Source organism: Vibrio fortis, assembly GCF_000695685.1.
GTDB classification, from domain to species: Bacteria; Pseudomonadota; Gammaproteobacteria; order Enterobacterales; family Vibrionaceae; genus Vibrio; species Vibrio fortis_A.
The window spans coordinates 57,592-73,080 of record NZ_JFFR01000002.1 but is presented as its reverse complement, the minus strand read 5'-3'; the positions used below and the strand labels follow the sequence as shown (position 1 = coordinate 73,080).

The 15,489-nt window shown below is 45.2% G+C and carries 12 protein-coding genes; 4 read left to right on the top strand and 8 right to left on the bottom strand.

Annotation, left to right across the window (positions count from 1 at the left end):
* Nucleotides 1-7 precede the first annotated feature (7 nt).
* From tyrR to VFDL14_RS22210, 5 genes are all read right to left on the bottom strand, one after another.
* The gene (tyrR, locus tag VFDL14_RS22190; RefSeq protein WP_032548752.1) at nt 8-1,552 is read right to left on the bottom strand and encodes a transcriptional regulator TyrR; all 1,545 of its coding nucleotides are present in this window, start codon (nt 1,550-1,552) and stop codon (nt 8-10) included.
* Nucleotides 1,553-1,657: 105 nt separating this feature from the next.
* On the bottom strand, nt 1,658-2,710 hold the full coding sequence (locus VFDL14_RS22195) for a YcjF family protein (protein ID WP_032548750.1): 1,053 nt from the start codon (nt 2,708-2,710) through the stop codon (nt 1,658-1,660).
* Nucleotides 2,711-2,721: 11 nt separating this feature from the next.
* Nucleotides 2,722-4,095, bottom strand: a complete 1,374-nt coding sequence (locus VFDL14_RS22200; protein WP_032548749.1) for a YcjX family protein — start codon at nt 4,093-4,095, stop codon at nt 2,722-2,724.
* Nucleotides 4,096-4,317: 222 nt separating this feature from the next.
* A complete protein-coding gene (locus tag VFDL14_RS22205) occupies nt 4,318-4,503 on the bottom strand; it encodes a hypothetical protein (RefSeq protein WP_032548748.1) in 186 nt (61 codons plus the stop codon).
* 136 nt (nt 4,504-4,639) lie between these two features.
* Nucleotides 4,640-6,154: a fumarate hydratase gene (locus VFDL14_RS22210; RefSeq protein ID WP_032548746.1), complete on the bottom strand. Its 1,515-nt coding sequence runs from the start codon at nt 6,152-6,154 to the stop codon at nt 4,640-4,642.
* A gap of 267 nt (nt 6,155-6,421) precedes the next feature.
* Here VFDL14_RS22210 and pabB point away from each other — a divergent pair, with 267 nt between their 5' ends.
* Complete coding sequence (gene pabB / locus VFDL14_RS22215) at nt 6,422-7,792, top strand: aminodeoxychorismate synthase component 1 (protein WP_032548745.1); 1,371 nt, start codon at nt 6,422-6,424, stop codon at nt 7,790-7,792.
* 130 nt (nt 7,793-7,922) lie between these two features.
* Here the strand turns inward: pabB and VFDL14_RS22220 are convergent, their stop codons facing one another.
* Together VFDL14_RS22220 and VFDL14_RS22225 are read right to left on the bottom strand one after the other, a co-directional pair.
* A complete protein-coding gene (locus tag VFDL14_RS22220; protein ID WP_032548744.1) occupies nt 7,923-9,638 on the bottom strand; it encodes an ATP-binding protein in 1,716 nt (571 codons plus the stop codon).
* Between the two features lie 4 nt (nt 9,639-9,642).
* Nucleotides 9,643-10,182, bottom strand: a complete 540-nt coding sequence (locus VFDL14_RS22225; RefSeq protein WP_032548743.1) for a heme NO-binding domain-containing protein — start codon at nt 10,180-10,182, stop codon at nt 9,643-9,645.
* A gap of 314 nt (nt 10,183-10,496) precedes the next feature.
* On the opposite strand from VFDL14_RS22225, the gene VFDL14_RS22230 reads away from it, so the two are divergent.
* The 3 genes from VFDL14_RS22230 to VFDL14_RS22235 all read left to right on the top strand — a co-directional run bounded on the left by VFDL14_RS22230 (nt 10,497) and on the right by VFDL14_RS22235 (nt 14,154).
* Nucleotides 10,497-11,096: a CoA pyrophosphatase gene (locus VFDL14_RS22230; RefSeq protein ID WP_032548742.1), complete on the top strand. Its 600-nt coding sequence runs from the start codon at nt 10,497-10,499 to the stop codon at nt 11,094-11,096.
* Between the two features lie 309 nt (nt 11,097-11,405).
* Nucleotides 11,406-12,659 (top strand): aromatic amino acid transport family protein, encoded by a 1,254-nt coding sequence (locus tag VFDL14_RS0122830; RefSeq protein ID WP_032548741.1) that lies wholly within the window; start codon nt 11,406-11,408, stop codon nt 12,657-12,659.
* A 133-nt stretch (nt 12,660-12,792) separates the two neighbouring features.
* Nucleotides 12,793-14,154 carry an L-serine ammonia-lyase gene (locus tag VFDL14_RS22235; protein ID WP_032548739.1) on the top strand — a complete coding sequence of 454 codons (1,362 nt, stop codon included), beginning with the start codon at nt 12,793-12,795 and terminating at the stop codon, nt 14,152-14,154.
* 94 nt (nt 14,155-14,248) lie between these two features.
* Here VFDL14_RS22235 and VFDL14_RS22240 read toward each other — a convergent pair whose 3' ends face one another.
* The gene (locus VFDL14_RS22240; RefSeq protein WP_152549182.1) at nt 14,249-15,391 is read right to left on the bottom strand and encodes an amino acid permease; all 1,143 of its coding nucleotides are present in this window, start codon (nt 15,389-15,391) and stop codon (nt 14,249-14,251) included.
* Between the last annotated feature and the right edge of the window lie 98 nt (nt 15,392-15,489).

Genomic DNA, 15,489 nt, shown 5'->3' with positions numbered 1-15,489 from the left:
AACGTCCCTAATTCTTGCGGATACCATAGTCTCGAAGCTTGTTAGCAATCGAGGTATGAGACACATTCAATCGCTTAGCGAGTTTGCGGCTAGATGGGAAAGACTGATAAAGCTTCTCTAAGATTTGCGATTCGTAGTCTTTCATTATCTCATCCAGTGAACCGTCTAGGCTAAGGTTAGCCATTCCAGAGTTCATGGTTTCTAGCTGAGGTAAATGGAACTGCTCAACGGCTAAAGTATCGCCTTCTAACTCAGTCAGTGCGCGAAGCACCATATTATCAAGCTGACGGATGTTACCCGGCCACTGATAATTGCCAAGCTGTTCAACCAGTTCAGCAGTGAGCTTAGGTTTTAACATGCCGAGTTGCTGCGCGTACTTAGCCACAAAGAGTTCCAGTAGCGGCGCAACATCATTCGAGCGCTCTCTCAGTGCTGGAATCGACAGCGTCAGTACATTTAAGCGGTAGAAAAGGTCTTCACGGAACGAACCAGAGTCAGCCAGTTCAGACAGTTTGTGGCGCGTTGAAGCGATAATACGCACATCGGCATGCATCTCTTCTTCTTCACCAACACGTCTAAAGCTGCCGTCTTGTAGGAAGCGCAGTAGTTTAATCTGCAGGTGTGGGCTCATCTCACCGATTTCATCAAGGAAAACCGTACCGCCGTTAGCCTGCTCAAAGATACCTTTATGTCCCTGCTCATGGTTAAACGAGCCCGGAGCGTGACCAAACAGTTCGGTTTCCGCAACATCATCTGGCATTGAGGCACAGCTTAAAACAAGGAAAGGCGACGAAGACCGATGAGAGCGGTTATGACACGCTTTCGCTAACATCTCTTTACCTGTGCCCGTATCACCTTCAATCAGTAGCGGTTGGTCAAGCATAGCCAGTTTCTTAGCTTGGCTGATCAGCGCTTTATGACGGTTAGAGACACCGACAAAATGCTCGAAGCCTAAGTTGTTCTGCTCTGACAAAGAGTCTTGTTGCGCTTGGTCTTGCTGGCACGAACGAATGGTCATAACGCCACTGGCCAATACTGGCTCATTGACGTCACCACCAAGGTAAACAGGAAGGATTTCGATAGAGAAGTCTAAACCATCCAAAACCACGACTTCACGATGACGTTTTACGTCACCCTCAATCCAACGACTGAAGTTAAAGTTAGGGACAAAGGTAGAGATTGGCTCACCCACGACCTCTTTTTCTGTCTTACCAAACAGATTAAGCGCAGCATGGTTAACCATATCGACTGAACCTTTAAGGTCGATTGAGATAACCGGATCAGGGAGGTTTGCAAGTAGTGCAATCAGCTCTGTGTTATGCCTTTCGCTTGGCATAAACTGAATTTTTCGGACGTCCTTTACACCAGAAATTCGACGAATTTCAGCCATAAGTTCACTAAAAGCATCAAAATCGATATCTGGGCAATTCAGATAGATAATGCCTTTAACATCAATCTCGATACCACGCAGATCGATGCTTTTGGTTGCTAAAATATCAAGCAGCTCACGGGTTAAACCGAGTCTGTCTTCACACAATACTTCAAGACGCACAAGTATTCCTATTCAAGGTGTCAGGATAAGTTGACAGTAGTGTGAATTAAGGCCTCTATTCAGTCAAGAAGAAGAGTAAACAGATGTTTACTCTTCTCTCAATAATTACTTGATTGCGATACGTTTCAGCTCGTGTACCACGGCTTTGCGCATATGCGATAACTTCACTTTGCGATCTTGATGCCAAGGCATTGGTCGCAGCAGTGCCATCGCTTTTAATCCTAAGCGTGCAGTCAGTATACCGACACCTAAGCCTTGACCCGCTCTTGCTGATACTTTACCCGCTAAGTCCATAGAAACGAGATCCATGCTTGCATCGATAGCCAGCTCACTCGCACCCGCGGCCGCCATGTTCACCAATACCAATTTGAACAATTTCAAACGCGACCAGTAACCTAGCTCAATGCCATAAACATCAGCCAGTTTATCGATCATGGTGAAGTTACGCCAAGCCACCAGCAACATATCAGCTGCGGCTAACGGACTCACAGCAACAAGAGCTGCGGATTCTGTTGAGTATCGTGTAACAAGATTGGTAGCAATCTTATCTTGTTGCGACACTACAATCGCATCATACATATCTAGCACTTCGGCATCGCTGTGCGCTGGGTTAATGCTGTTCTTCCATTTATCGAACGCTGGCGACTCAGCAATAATACCGCCTTGCTTCGCGATATCTTCACAAAAGGCTTTACCCTTGCCGACACTGTCGCTTTTCAGTAGCACTTCGCTCTGCTCTTGAACACTGAAATGGTTTCTCAAAGAACGCAGTTTCCACAACTCTTTACCCATAGCACCAAGACCAAGCGACGCGATGGCCGCCATAAAACCTGCCCAGCCAAGTGACAACCAGTCCGCCGTTTGGATCGCAGTGATAACACTATCGATAGCTTGCCAGCCCACTAAGCCTGCAAAAGCCGTTAGTAGACCTGAAGCCAGCCATTTACGACCGCGACTTGGACGGATGACCTGCTCTAGTTGCTTCTCTGGCTCGCCCTGCTGTTCGCTGTCTTGTTCTACAGCGGCAGGAACGAACTTCTCTTGCTGTTCAAATACGGTTTGCGCATTCAGCTCTGGCGTATCTTGACGTTTTTCTTCATCGGCAAACTCACTATTCAGTGGTTGGTCGAAGACTTGTTTGGTTTTCAATTCACTCATTCTTTAACCCCCTACTTCAGTTTATCGCCAATAAGATATTCAAGAGCTTTGTCCATTCTCACATGCTGACAAGGTTCATCAGAATGCTGAGGCATCGGCCTGAAGCTAGTGAAATCGAAGCTATTCTGTTGCCAATAATCTTTGTGCGGCAACTTCTTCGGTACTTCTCCTGGATACATGGTTTGTGGCTGCCCATCCAATGTGGTCCCTTGCAGCGCTGGCTGGCTACTCGAGCCTGAGGCGATAAAGCCTGCACTGGTCGCTTGAATCGACGCGATACTCATGCAGCTCATTTCAATATGCTCAAAGGCCGCTTGCTGCCAAGCTGGATGAACCATCTGCTGTAGCAAAGACACGAGATTTGGATGCTGATCCGGTGTTATATGATCGGCTTTGGTCGCTGCAAATAAGATCTTGTCGATCTTCGGTGCAAACAGGCGACGCAGAATATTACTGCGCCCATATTTGAAGCTCTTTAATAACTGCTCCAGTGCACCACGCATGTCCATGAAAGAGTCATGGCCAGCATTTAGAGGCTGTAAGCAGTCGACCAATACGATTTGGCGATCAAATGTAGCGAAGTGGTTCTTGTAAAACGCCTTCACCACTTTCTGTTGGTACTCTTCATAGCGCGCTTTAAGAACTGCATAATTGCTCTGTTTGCCATATTTTTCCGTTGGCTCCAAGCATGGGAAGAACTGAAGCACAGGTGCACCTTCTAATTCACCCGGTAAGACAAATCGACCCGGTTGAACCCAGTGCAGACCTTGCTCTTTACAGCCATGCAGGTATTGAGTGTATGTATCTGCGAGCTCTGCTAGGCGCTTTTCGTCCGCATCTGTTAGCAGATCTACTTCACTCGCTTGCTCTTTCCATACTTGTGCCAATTCAGCGCGTTGACCTTTCAGCGCAGCAAACTGAGACTGGCTCCAGGTATCAAAATCGATATCCAGTAGCGGCAAGTCCAGTAACCACTCTCCCGGATAGTCAATAATATCGAGATACAAGGTGCTATTTTTACTGAGAAGCTTCTTCGCGCCACTCGCTGGCTTATATTTGAGTGCCAATCGAATCTCGCTCACATCACGCGTCGGCACTGGCCAAAATGGTGGCTCTGCGTGCAGCGCATCCATTGCCTCATCATAAGAGAAGCGTGGAATCATCATGTTGTGTTGCGGAATGCGTTTTGCGCCAATTAAGCGTCCATCTCGCGCCGCAGTAAACAGGGGCAAGTTGTTGTGGGTTGAAGTATGCAGCAGTTGATTCACTAAGGAAGTGATAAAGGCGGTTTTACCAGCACGCGATAGGCCAGTTACCGCAACTCTAATATGAGAATCCGTTCCTCGACTGATAAAGTCACTCACTTCTTGTGTTATTTTTTTCATTCGAACGACTCCGTTATACTTGGCTCGCATGCTTGACTGCACAGGAGCGTATTTCAAAAACAGGGGATAAGAAAGAGAAGTAAATGAAAGCATCCGTCCTGTTTATGCGAGGTATTATCTAATATCGTTTCTTAATGCTAGATGAATAAAAGCCCCTGATTATCGTTATAATCAGGGGCTTTTGACAATTTGTCTTTCTTGCATTTGAGGAAAGTTTGACGACTAATCGTCTTCTATCAACTTATAGATAACAAATAGCGCAATCTCTGCAATCAACCACAATGCACACGTAATTGTGACGTATTTATTATCGAAAATGCTAATCCCTTTCAAGATCAGATCATAACCAACAAAACCACCAATCACCACGGCTAAAATAATCTGGAGGATCTGAATAAAACGAGGCATCCGTTTCTCCTATATTCTTATATCAAACTATGTGTTTATCACTATATCATTGATAATAAGACAAAAGTGCAGGACTTGCTGCACTTTTGTCGTTTTCGAGTAAAAAATCTAGACCTTTTACCCTAATCGCTTGCAATTACTGCTCAGCTTCAGCGATTTTAACCTTCCAAGTATCTGGGCCAATTTGGTGAGCGTTAGCACCTGTTGAGTCAACCGCTACCGTTACTGGCATATCTTCTACTTCAAACTCGTAAATCGCTTCCATGCCTAGGTCTTCAAATGCGACAACGCGAGCTTTCTTGATCGCTTTCGCTACAAGGTAAGCTGCACCGCCTACTGCCATTAGGTAAACCGCTTTGTGCTCTTTGATAGACTCAACCGTTGCAGGGCCACGCTCTGCTTTACCGATCATACCCATGATGCCTGTTTCGTTTAGCATCATGTCAGTGAACTTATCCATACGTGTTGAAGTTGTTGGACCCGCCGGACCTACCGCTTCATCGCCTACTGCATCAACCGGACCTACGTAGTAGATAAACTTACCTTTGAAATCGACGCCTTCAGGTAGACCTTCACCGCTCTCTAACATGCCTTGAATACGCTTATGCGCAGCATCACGACCAGTAAGGATTTTGCCTGATAGAAGAACCGTTTCACCCGTCTTCCACTCTTGAACGTCTTCTTTAGTTACTTCATCAAGGTTAACACGACGTGTATTCGCGCCCGCTTCCCAAGTGATGTCCGGCCACTCTTCTAGCTTAGGTGGCGTTAGCTCTGCTGGGCCGCTGCCGTCTAACGTGAAGTGTACGTGACGCGTCGCTGCACAGTTAGGGATTAAACATACTGGCTTAGACGCTGCATGTGTTGGCGCAGTTTTAATTTTCACGTCAACAACGGTAGTGAGACCACCAAGGCCTTGTGCACCAATACCTAGCTTGTTTACGCGGTTGAAGATGTCTAGACGAAGCTCTTCTTCTGCGTTCTCAGGGCCTTTTTCGATAAGCTCTTGGATATCGATGTGCTCCATTAGAGACTCTTTCGCCAGTACCGCCGCTTTTTCAGCCGTACCACCGATACCTATACCTAGCATGCCCGGTGGACACCAACCTGCACCCATGGTTGGTAGTGTCTTCTCTACCCATTCTGCAATGTCATCAGAAGGGTTAAGCATGACCATCTTAGTTTTGTTTTCGCTGCCGCCGCCTTTCGCCGCGATTTGGATTTCAACCTTGTTGCCTGGAACCATATTAATGTGAACAACCGCTGGTGTGTTGTCTTTGGTATTAATACGCTTACCTGCTGGATCCATTAGGACAGATGCACGCAGTGGGTTATCTGGGTTGTTGTAAGCTTGACGAACGCCTTCATCAACCATCTCTTGAACTGTTAGGTCTGTTTCCCATTTCACATCCATACCGATGTTGACGAAACAGGTTACGATACCCGTATCTTGACAGATTGGACGATGACCTTCTGCCGACATACGAGAGTTAATCAGAATCTGAGCGATCGCATCTTTTGCTGCTTGGCTCTCCTCTTTCTCATAGGCTTTTTCTAGGGCTTGGACAAAGTCTAAAGGGTGGTAATAAGAAATGTACTGAAGTGCGTCAGCGACACTGCTGATCACATCTTGCTTACGAATAACCGTCATTGCATGCCTCTTTATTGTTCTAGTTCCATGTTGGGCTCATGGCTCTATGGGTGTTTAGCTTATTATAATGTTGAGCTTAATTTAGTTGCTTTAACACTCGCCTATCTGAGCCGTTAAATAACCAAGATAGTCGCCTGCTTCGCTTTGCACTAAACCCCTTGTTTTGAACTGTGTGAATCAGGAGCCCATTTTAATTTCAATTTATGATACTCTTGCTTCCTCTCACACGCCATGCAGTGATCGAACTCTTTGTCACAAATTAAACAAATGAATAACAACGAACTCCAGTCTATCCAAATCAAGCCGCTCGAATATCAATCAACTTTAGCTAAACAGCTGTTTTCAGGTATAGAAACCCTACCGTGGGCAATGCTATTACGCTCAGCTTCAGAAAGCCATGTTGATAGTCGTTTTGACATTTTGGTTGCTCAACCGGTCGCCACATTCGAGACAATCGGTCAAAAAACCACGATAAATGTTAATGAAAATCGTATCGTTTCAGAGAACGATCCATTTGAGTTGCTGCATCAGTATCAACAGAAATTAATCCCCGATCTTGATTGTGAACATGACCTGCCGTTTGTAGGTGGTGCATTGGGTTACTTCAGCTACGATTTGGGACGTCGTGTAGAGACGCTACCAGAGCTGGCTGAACATGATATCAAAGCACCAGATATGGCCGTTGGCCTTTATGATTGGGCTGTTATTGTTGACCATAAACTCAAGACAGCGTGTGTAGTTGGTTTAAATGTTGAAGCGCGACTGGCATGGCTTCAAGATCATAGCCCTGTATCTCATACGCCATTTAGCTTAACCACTGAGTGGCAATCGAACATGAGTCAGGATAGCTACGGTGATAAGTTCGATTCTGTTCAAGAGTACCTATTATCTGGCGACTGCTATCAGATTAACTTGGCGCAGCGCTTTAATGCTCAGTATCAAGGTTCAGAGTGGCAAGCGTATGAAAAGCTTGAGCAATACAACAGCGCGCCGTTCTCTGGTTTTATTCGCCTTGAAGATTGCGCCATCTTAAGTGTTTCTCCAGAGCGCTTCCTTGAGCTAAAAGACAACACAATTGAGACCAAACCAATCAAAGGCACCCGCCCTCGCTCAGAGGAAGCTCAAATCGATGCTCAATACGCGAACGATTTAGCTAATGCAGAGAAAGACCAAGCAGAAAACCTGATGATTGTTGACCTGCTGCGCAATGACATTGGTCGCGTGGCAAAACCGGGCACAGTACACGTTCCGAAACTGTTTGATATCGAAAGCTTCCCTGCGGTGCATCATCTAGTGAGTACCATTCGCGCTGATCTCGATGAACAATACAACGCCGCTGACTTATTAAGAGCGTGCTTCCCAGGAGGCTCCATTACTGGTGCACCGAAAGTAAGAGCAATGCAGATCATTGAAGAGTTAGAGCCGCATAGACGCTCTGCTTATTGTGGCAGTATCGGTTATATCAGTCGCCATGGTCGTATGGATACTAGCATCACGATTCGAACCTTAGTTGCTGAGGACCAAACACTTTACGCATGGGCCGGTGGCGGCGTAGTTGCAGACAGTGATTGCCAATCTGAATATCAAGAGACACTAGACAAGCTAAGTAGAATCCTGCCTGTGCTTGCTCAAGACTAATCAAAAGCCAAACGCAGTGTTCTAGATGTTCTAACAAAATAAAAAACCAGAAGTCCGAGCTTCTGGTTTTTTATTTGAGTCACGCTAACAAAGTGTACAAGCTATTATCTTAATGCGCTTTCCGCTGTACCTACTGAGTAACTGGGCTTACTCCCCACTTCTTAAGCATCTCTTTTAGATCATTGGCTGTATAAGGCTTGCTCAGGATGTCGTCCATACCACACTCGATGCAGCGCTCACGTTCCTCTAAAGTCGTGCCCGCAGTCAATGCCACAATCGATTTGGTGTAGCCTTTTGCACGAAGCTTCTCGGTCGCCTCAAAGCCATCCATAATTGGCATTCGACAGTCCATGAATACCACATCGTATTCATTGGCACTGGCCAGTTCAAAGCCTTCTACGCCGTTGTTCGCAATGGCTGGTTCAATCTCATGCTTGCGCAGCATCTGCTGAATAATGATTTGGTTCATCTTGATGTCGTCTACCACCAGCACTTTTAATAGTGATAAACCTGTATCGGAAACGATGCTCTCTTTTACTTTCTCTTCGTAGTGAGACGTTTCTACCACGATGAGAGGAAGTGCGATGTTGAAGGTCGTCCCGACTCCTTGCTCACTTTTTACTGAGATATGGCCGTTCATCAGGCTCACTAATTTACGGCATATCGCAAGGCCTAAGCCGGTGCCTTCATAGTTTCGACTACTGGATCGGTCAGCTTGAGTGAACGGATCGAACAAAGTATTGATTGCGGTTTCAGCGATACCTACCCCGGTATCTTCCACAGCAAAAACGAATTGCCCATCTTTCCAGCTCACATCTACTCGGACGTAACCCTCTTCAGTGAACTTAATGGCATTACCGATCAAATTCACAAACAACTGAGTGATTCGCTCCAAATCACCATTAAAGTAGGCTGGGACCTGCTTGCCTATTGAAATCGTAAAGTCGAGCTGCTTCTCCGTCGCACGGTTGATGAAAATGCTCTCTATAGTGTTTTTCAGGTCACGCAACGCAAATGTTTTTGGAATCAGTTCCAGCATACCTGCGTTGATTTTACTGTAGTCGAGCAAATCATTGATGATGGTTCTGAGAAATTCACCAGACTGGCTGAGGTTGTTAATGATTTCACGTTGCGGCTCAGTCAGTTCTGTATCGCTAATCAGCTCTGCACTTCCTAACAACCCATTGAGCGGCGTTCGAAGTTCATGGTTAATCATCGCAACAAAGTCGCGTGTCGAACGTTCGGACTCTTCAGCTCGGCGTCTTGATTCGATGTTCCGGTTGATCGCGAGTTGGTGGGTAATGGCACTACAGATAAGATCCGTTACTAGCATAAGCTGGCTTTGAATAAAGTCGCCATCTTGATCGCCGAGGTTTACCTTTACTAGCAGCGAACCAATAATAACCTTCTCTACCTCAAGCGGAATCAACAACACATCGCCTTGCCACATCAATTCTTGAGCATCCAAATCCACTCCACCGAGCGCAGCATCACCATAGTCATTGGTTTTTAGTTCAGGCAGCAATTTTGGTGGCAGCACTAAACGGCTGGCTTCAATTAAATAACTGTTAGTGATATTGGTGGTTAACTCTTGGAGCATAACGTCGTCTAGGTCGCTGCGTAAAAACGCCCGACCAAAGTCGATCAGCAAGTTATCTATCTGCTCTTGGAATTCGAACCGACGTATATTGGCGTTGGAGCGCTTCTCAAGCTGACGTAGCGCCAGCTCAAGCTGTTGGTTTGCTTCAAAGAGTTCTAGGCTTTTCTGTTCTAGTAACCTTTCCGCTTCTTTTCGTGCTGCAACTTGTCGTTTAAGCTTACGCTCAATGGCCGACTCTGGACTCATACTGCTATTCTACCCTCAAGTTGAAACGAACAACGCTTTGGTCTTCATTTTGAGGAATCATCTCTATCGCGATAGATTCGTTGTGATACTCCGCGCACCCCTCTATTAAACCTAGGCAAACATGTGACATGCAGCGGGCGCTTTTATAGTCGAACACCAGTTGTGCTTCTTCCGTCGTTAAGAATGTAAACTGAGGCGGCTCAGCATCTGGGTAGAGCTTCTTCACTTCTACGTGGATATAACGCTCTACATGCTGGATGAACTGAAAGGTGGTATTGCTATGGGTGAGACTGGCTTTATCAGGCAGAGAGTCGAGTAAGTTCTTGAATACAGACTGCCCGAATACGCGCTGCAGGCTGGCGGCATCAATGTCAGTCTTTTTGCTAAGATTGATAATGAGTTTAACTAGGTCTTTGTGATCATAACTGCCGACTGAGGTATAGATACCTTCGTCGTCGGACATTTCAAGCACTTCCTCAAGAAGGTCAAGACCAAACTTATCTTCAACAAGCTCTAAGAATTCGGTAAATATGATTCCTTTCATTGCATACCTTCATTTTTTATTTTTTAGAATTATCACGCCACTGCAGTTGCCGAGTCCGCTGGTCGCTATAGTTTCTAAGTAGCTATGGTCTCTAAGTAGCTAGCTATGGTCTCTAGGTCGTTATGAGCGCTAGATTGCTAAGTACTTAACAGCCCAATGAAAACTTACAATATAGGCGGTGGTTTCTATCAATATAGCAAATATGCAACGCTTCGCACCTCTTCATTCCTAAAACTGTCGAGTGTTGCCGATTGGTGTTGGGCCAGAAGTTGTGCTTATACTTATTAGCATAATAATCAATATATTGGCTCAATATGGACAAACAGAACTTCTTACAGCAATTTCAACTTAACCCGATTGTGGGCTATCACCCAGAATCCATTGAACGTGTGGCACAGATTCGTGATGAAGATCTACGCCAAGCCGCTGTGGTTGTCGGATTAGTAGAACGTGAAAATGGACTTAACGTAATTTTTACTAAACGAGCTGCACATCTGAAACATCACCCCGGACAAGTGAGCTTTCCCGGCGGAAAATACGAACAAAGCGACCCGACATTGCAACATACCGCACTTAGAGAGCTACAAGAAGAGATCGGTATTGTTAAAGAGCAGGTCAAAGTGATAGGCCAGCTTCCCGCTCTCAATACCATCAGTAAATTTTCAGTAACGCCGATTGTTGCGCTGATTGATTCAGACTACGAACCCAAAATAGACCGTAATGAAGTGGACTCGATTTTTGAAGTTCCTGCCGAATATGTGTTCGACCAAGCCAACTTACATAGTCATTTAGTGGATTTTAAAAAGATCAAGCATCGCGTCTTCGCAATGCCGTTCAAAGACCAGTTGATCTGGGGTGTAACGGCACAAATTGTACAATCAATGCAGCAGCATGTAGTGAAACAAGTTACATAAAATGGAGGTTTCAGTTATTTTTTATTAACAAACGCTCAAAATTCCATGGAACAGATTTATTAATACGTTTTTACGCAAACGGTTACCTTGTATAAATCTAAAACAGCCCACCCTTCAGATAAGAAAAACTAATATCAGGCATGAGCAAAAATCACCTGTAGCACGCCAAAATCGTGATCACAAAACCGTTTTTCGCCTATCATATAACAAGCCGTTTCATTACATGATTTAGATCTATTTTTTGCCGAAGAAAATTCTGCAAAATTAGCCCCGACTTATTTCCTGTTCCCAAAAAATGAGTAATTTAACATGAATACAACAACTTCTTCGGCAAATGCCGTAAAAGACTCGAGCAAGTTTACTTATAAAGATTTTACTTGGTGTCTTTCTCTGTTCGGTACAGCAGTAGGTGCTGGCGTACTATTCCTTCCAATCAAAGCTGGTGCGGGTGGTTTTTGGCCATTAGTTATCCTAGCTCTAATCGCAGCACCAATGACTTGGTTTGCACATAAATCTCTAGCACGTTTTGTACTGTCTGCAAAAAATCCTGAAGCAGATATCACTGATACAGTAGAAGAACACTTTGGTAAGACTGGCGCGAACCTTATTACTTTCGCTTACTTTTTCGCTATCTACCCAATCGTTCTAATTTACGGTGTTGGTATCACAAACACTGTGGACTCTTTCCTTGTAAACCAAATGGGTATGGAATCGATTCCGCGTCCTCTTCTTTCTGGTGCACTTATCCTAGCTATGACTGCTGGTGTTGTATTCGGTAAAGAGCTAATGCTGAAAGCAACTTCAGCGATGGTTTACCCACTAGTATTCATCCTACTAGCACTGTCTTTCTACCTAGTTCCTGATTGGAACACATCTATGATGGACGTAAGCCCAGAATGGTCTGCTATGCCTTCTATCATCTGGCTAGCAATTCCAATCATCGTGTTCTCTTTCAACCACAGCCCAATCATCTCTCAGTTCTCTAAAGAGCAACGTCGTGTACACGGTGAAAACGCAGTTAAGAAGACTGACGCTATCACTGGTGGCGCAGCAATGATGCTGATGGGTTTTGTAATGTTCTTCGTATTCTCTGTTGTACTTTCTCTATCTCCAGAGCAACTAGCAACAGCGCAAGCACAAAACATCTCTGTACTTTCTTACCTAGCTAACGTTCACGAGTCTCCACTTATCTCTTACATGGGTCCTCTAGTAGCGTTCGCAGCAATCACTTCTAGCTACTTCGGTCACTTCCTAGGTGCACACGAAGGTCTAGTAGGTCTAATCAAATCTCGCTCTAACACTCAAGTAAGCAAGATTGAAAAAATCTCTCTAGCGTTCATCGTTGTGACTACTTGGATTGTTGCGGTAGTTAACCCAAGCATCTTAGGTATGATTGAAACAATGGGTGCTCCAATGATTGCAGCTATCCTGTTCCTAATGCCTGTATTCGCGATGAACAAAGTACCAGCAATGGCTAAGTACAAAACTTCAGCACCTGTACAAATCTTTACAGCTTTATGTGGTCTAGCGGCTATTAGTTCTGTAATCTACGGCGCTCTTTAATCTCAGCACCATTACACTGACGCACATGAGTGAAGTATTACTCATTGAGCAAGCTGAGCATTAAAACCAAATATAATGATAATAAATGAGCCTCCCTACTCCCCTTGGGAGGCTCTCTTTTGAGGTAATCACTATGATTAGTGTTTTTGATATCTATAAAATCGGTGTTGGTCCATCGAGCTCACACACAGTTGGACCAATGAAAGCGGGTAAAGAGTTTATTGATGATCTTCGTTCAATGGGAAAATTGCGCGACATCACTAAAATCACCGTGGACGTATATGGATCACTATCACTGACAGGGAAAGGTCACCACACAGATATCGCTATCATCATGGGTCTTGCTGGCAACACCCCTGAGAAAGTAGACATCGATTCTATTCCGGGCTTTATCGCTCGCGTAGAAGAAACTGAGCGCCTTCCTGTTGGCATGCACTGTCACACAGTATCGTTCCCGAAAGACGGTGGTATGAACTTCCATACTACTAACCTTGAGCTACACGAAAACGGCATGAGCATCCACGCTTGGATCGATGACGAAAAAGCGTACTCAAAGACTTATTATTCTATTGGTGGTGGCTTCATCGTTGACGAAGAGAACTTCGGCAAAGAAGAAGAGAACCCAATCAAATCGCCTTACGAATTCACAACCGCTGAAGAGCTAGTGAACCAGTGTAAAGAGAGCGGTCTTTCTATCAGCACGCTTGTGATGAAGAACCAGGCAGCCCTTCACTCTGATGAAGAGTCTCGCACTTACTTCGCGAACATCTGGAAAACGATGCGTGAATGTATGGATCGCGGCATGAACACTGAAGGTATCCTGCCTGGTCCACTACGTGTACCTCGTCGTGCTGCGGCACTTCGCCAACAGCTGATGACTTCAGAGAAAACAACTAACGATCCAATGTCGGTTGTTGACTGGGTAAACATGTTCGCTTTCGCTGTTAACGAAGAGAACGCAGCTGGCGGTCGTGTAGTTACTGCACCAACAAACGGCGCATGTGGCATCATCCCTGCGGTACTGGCTTACTACGACAAGTTTATCCAAACAGTAACAGAGAAAGACTACATCCGTTACTTCGCAGCTTCTGGCGCGATCGGTGGTCTTTACAAGCGTAACGCTTCTATCTCTGGTGCAGAGGTTGGCTGTCAGGGTGAAGTTGGTGTGGCATGTTCTATGGCTGCTGCAGGTCTTGCTGAGCTTATGGGTGGTAGCCCAGAGCAAGTATGTATGGCTGCAGAGATCGCGATGGAGCACAACCTAGGTCTAACATGTGACCCGGTTGCTGGCCAAGTACAAGTACCATGTATCGAGCGTAACGGTATTGCTGCAGTAAAAGCGATCAACTCGACTCGCATGGCACTGCGTCGTTCTTCTGCTCCTACTGTATCTCTAGATAAAGTTATCGAAACGATGCTAGAGACTGGTAAAGACATGAACGCGAAATACCGTGAGACTTCTCAAGGTGGTCTAGCAATCAAAGTGGTTTGCTAATTAGCACTCACATTTAATTTGCTTATAAAGAAAAGGAACGCCGAGGCGTTCCTTTTTTGTATCTATTATTTTGATGCTTATGGCTAGCGTCGAATTAAATCACTTGAGAGATAATCAAGAAGCAACCAAACAGCAGAGAAAATAGCATCATCACGCTGCCACCTTCCGCTGAATATCTATCTTCAGCCACTTTCATAAATCGCTGCTTGTGAACCATCACTAGTGGAATAAACACCGCCAAGAACACCAAGATAATACCTGCGTAGTTCAATACCTGTAGAAACTTATCGGCTGCCAGCAGTGAACCAGTAAGAGGCAGAATAAAGCTAATTACGTAAGTTACCGCTGTGTTCTGGTTAAACATGTCTCGATTTTGGTTAAACAGAGCCATTGCTACACCAAAGAAAGAGGTCAATAGTGCCAAGCCCGTGAAGGTCGACAGGATGTTACCAATCCATGGAGACTTGGTCTCAAACGCGGCCATCAAGTCTGACACGTTATGGAAGCTTCTAAATTGCTCTTCGCTTAGGTTGCCCACTACGGCAAATAACCAACATAGGTAACACACAAGCGGAATCAAGGAACCGACAATCACCATGTTGCGTAGTTGCTTGTCTGTCGCTTCTTGGTTGTAAGAAACCAGCGTAGGAATCACCACCATGAAACCAAAACTGGTAAACAAGATCGCACTGGTTTTAATTAGCGCGACGTGATCATGACTCGTTACTTGCGTCAGGTTTTCTTGTGTCATACCAGGAGCAAGGAACGTCATCGTAATCACAAGGCTTGCTAGCATCACAAAGAATAGCGCTCGGTTAAGCTTATCAATCACACCTGTACCACACGCAACCACTGCACCCGCGATCAAGGTAAATGCAATCTGGCCTGTCGTAGCACTGATATTAATGCCAAGGCTTGCAAGTAGTTGGCTTAGAAGATCGCCAGCACCTAGGATGTACGCCATCAATAAGCAGATTAGCAGAGCGTAAAGCAGACCATTAGTAATCAGCTGCCCTTGTTTGCCTAGAGTTTTACGCGCGATTGAGTTCAAACCAAGGCCGCCACCAGCCTTGATTGTCGCTTCAAGGAGCAGAAGCGCCGCATAAGTAGTACCGAAGCAGATCAGTACCATCAAAAGTGAACCGTATAGCAATCCAAATTGAGCAAGAACCATTGGAATTGCAAGCATACCAGCACCCAGAGCGGTACCAGCGATAATTAGGGAGCTCCCTATCATTTTAATATTCATTGTCTTTAACTTATTTGTTTAGTTTTTAATAGGTGTACTTCTCTGTCATCAATCAAGATGCAAAGAAAATTCGAAAGAAGTTAAGC

Bases quoted from the DNA above. Each gene is read 5' to 3' on its own strand.
- VFDL14_RS22195 (WP_032548750.1), bottom strand. From the start codon at position 2,710: ATGAGTGAATTGAAAACCAAACAAGTCTTCGACCAACCACTGAATAGT.
- VFDL14_RS22200 (WP_032548749.1), bottom strand. From the start codon at position 4,095: ATGAAAAAAATAACACAAGAAGTGAGTGACTTTATCAGTCGAGGAACG.
- VFDL14_RS22205 (WP_032548748.1), bottom strand. From the start codon at position 4,503: ATGCCTCGTTTTATTCAGATCCTCCAGATTATTTTAGCCGTGGTGATT.
- VFDL14_RS22210 (WP_032548746.1), bottom strand. From the start codon at position 6,154: ATGACGGTTATTCGTAAGCAAGATGTGATCAGCAGTGTCGCTGACGCA.
- pabB (WP_032548745.1), top strand. From the start codon at position 6,422: ATGAATAACAACGAACTCCAGTCTATCCAAATCAAGCCGCTCGAATAT.
- VFDL14_RS22220 (WP_032548744.1), bottom strand. From the start codon at position 9,638: ATGAGTCCAGAGTCGGCCATTGAGCGTAAGCTTAAACGACAAGTTGCA.
- VFDL14_RS22225 (WP_032548743.1), bottom strand. From the start codon at position 10,182: ATGAAAGGAATCATATTTACCGAATTCTTAGAGCTTGTTGAAGATAAG.
- VFDL14_RS22230 (WP_032548742.1), top strand. From the start codon at position 10,497: ATGGACAAACAGAACTTCTTACAGCAATTTCAACTTAACCCGATTGTG.
- VFDL14_RS0122830 (WP_032548741.1), top strand. From the start codon at position 11,406: ATGAATACAACAACTTCTTCGGCAAATGCCGTAAAAGACTCGAGCAAG.
- VFDL14_RS22235 (WP_032548739.1), top strand. From the start codon at position 12,793: ATGATTAGTGTTTTTGATATCTATAAAATCGGTGTTGGTCCATCGAGC.
- VFDL14_RS22240 (WP_152549182.1), bottom strand. From the start codon at position 15,391: ATGATAGGGAGCTCCCTAATTATCGCTGGTACCGCTCTGGGTGCTGGT.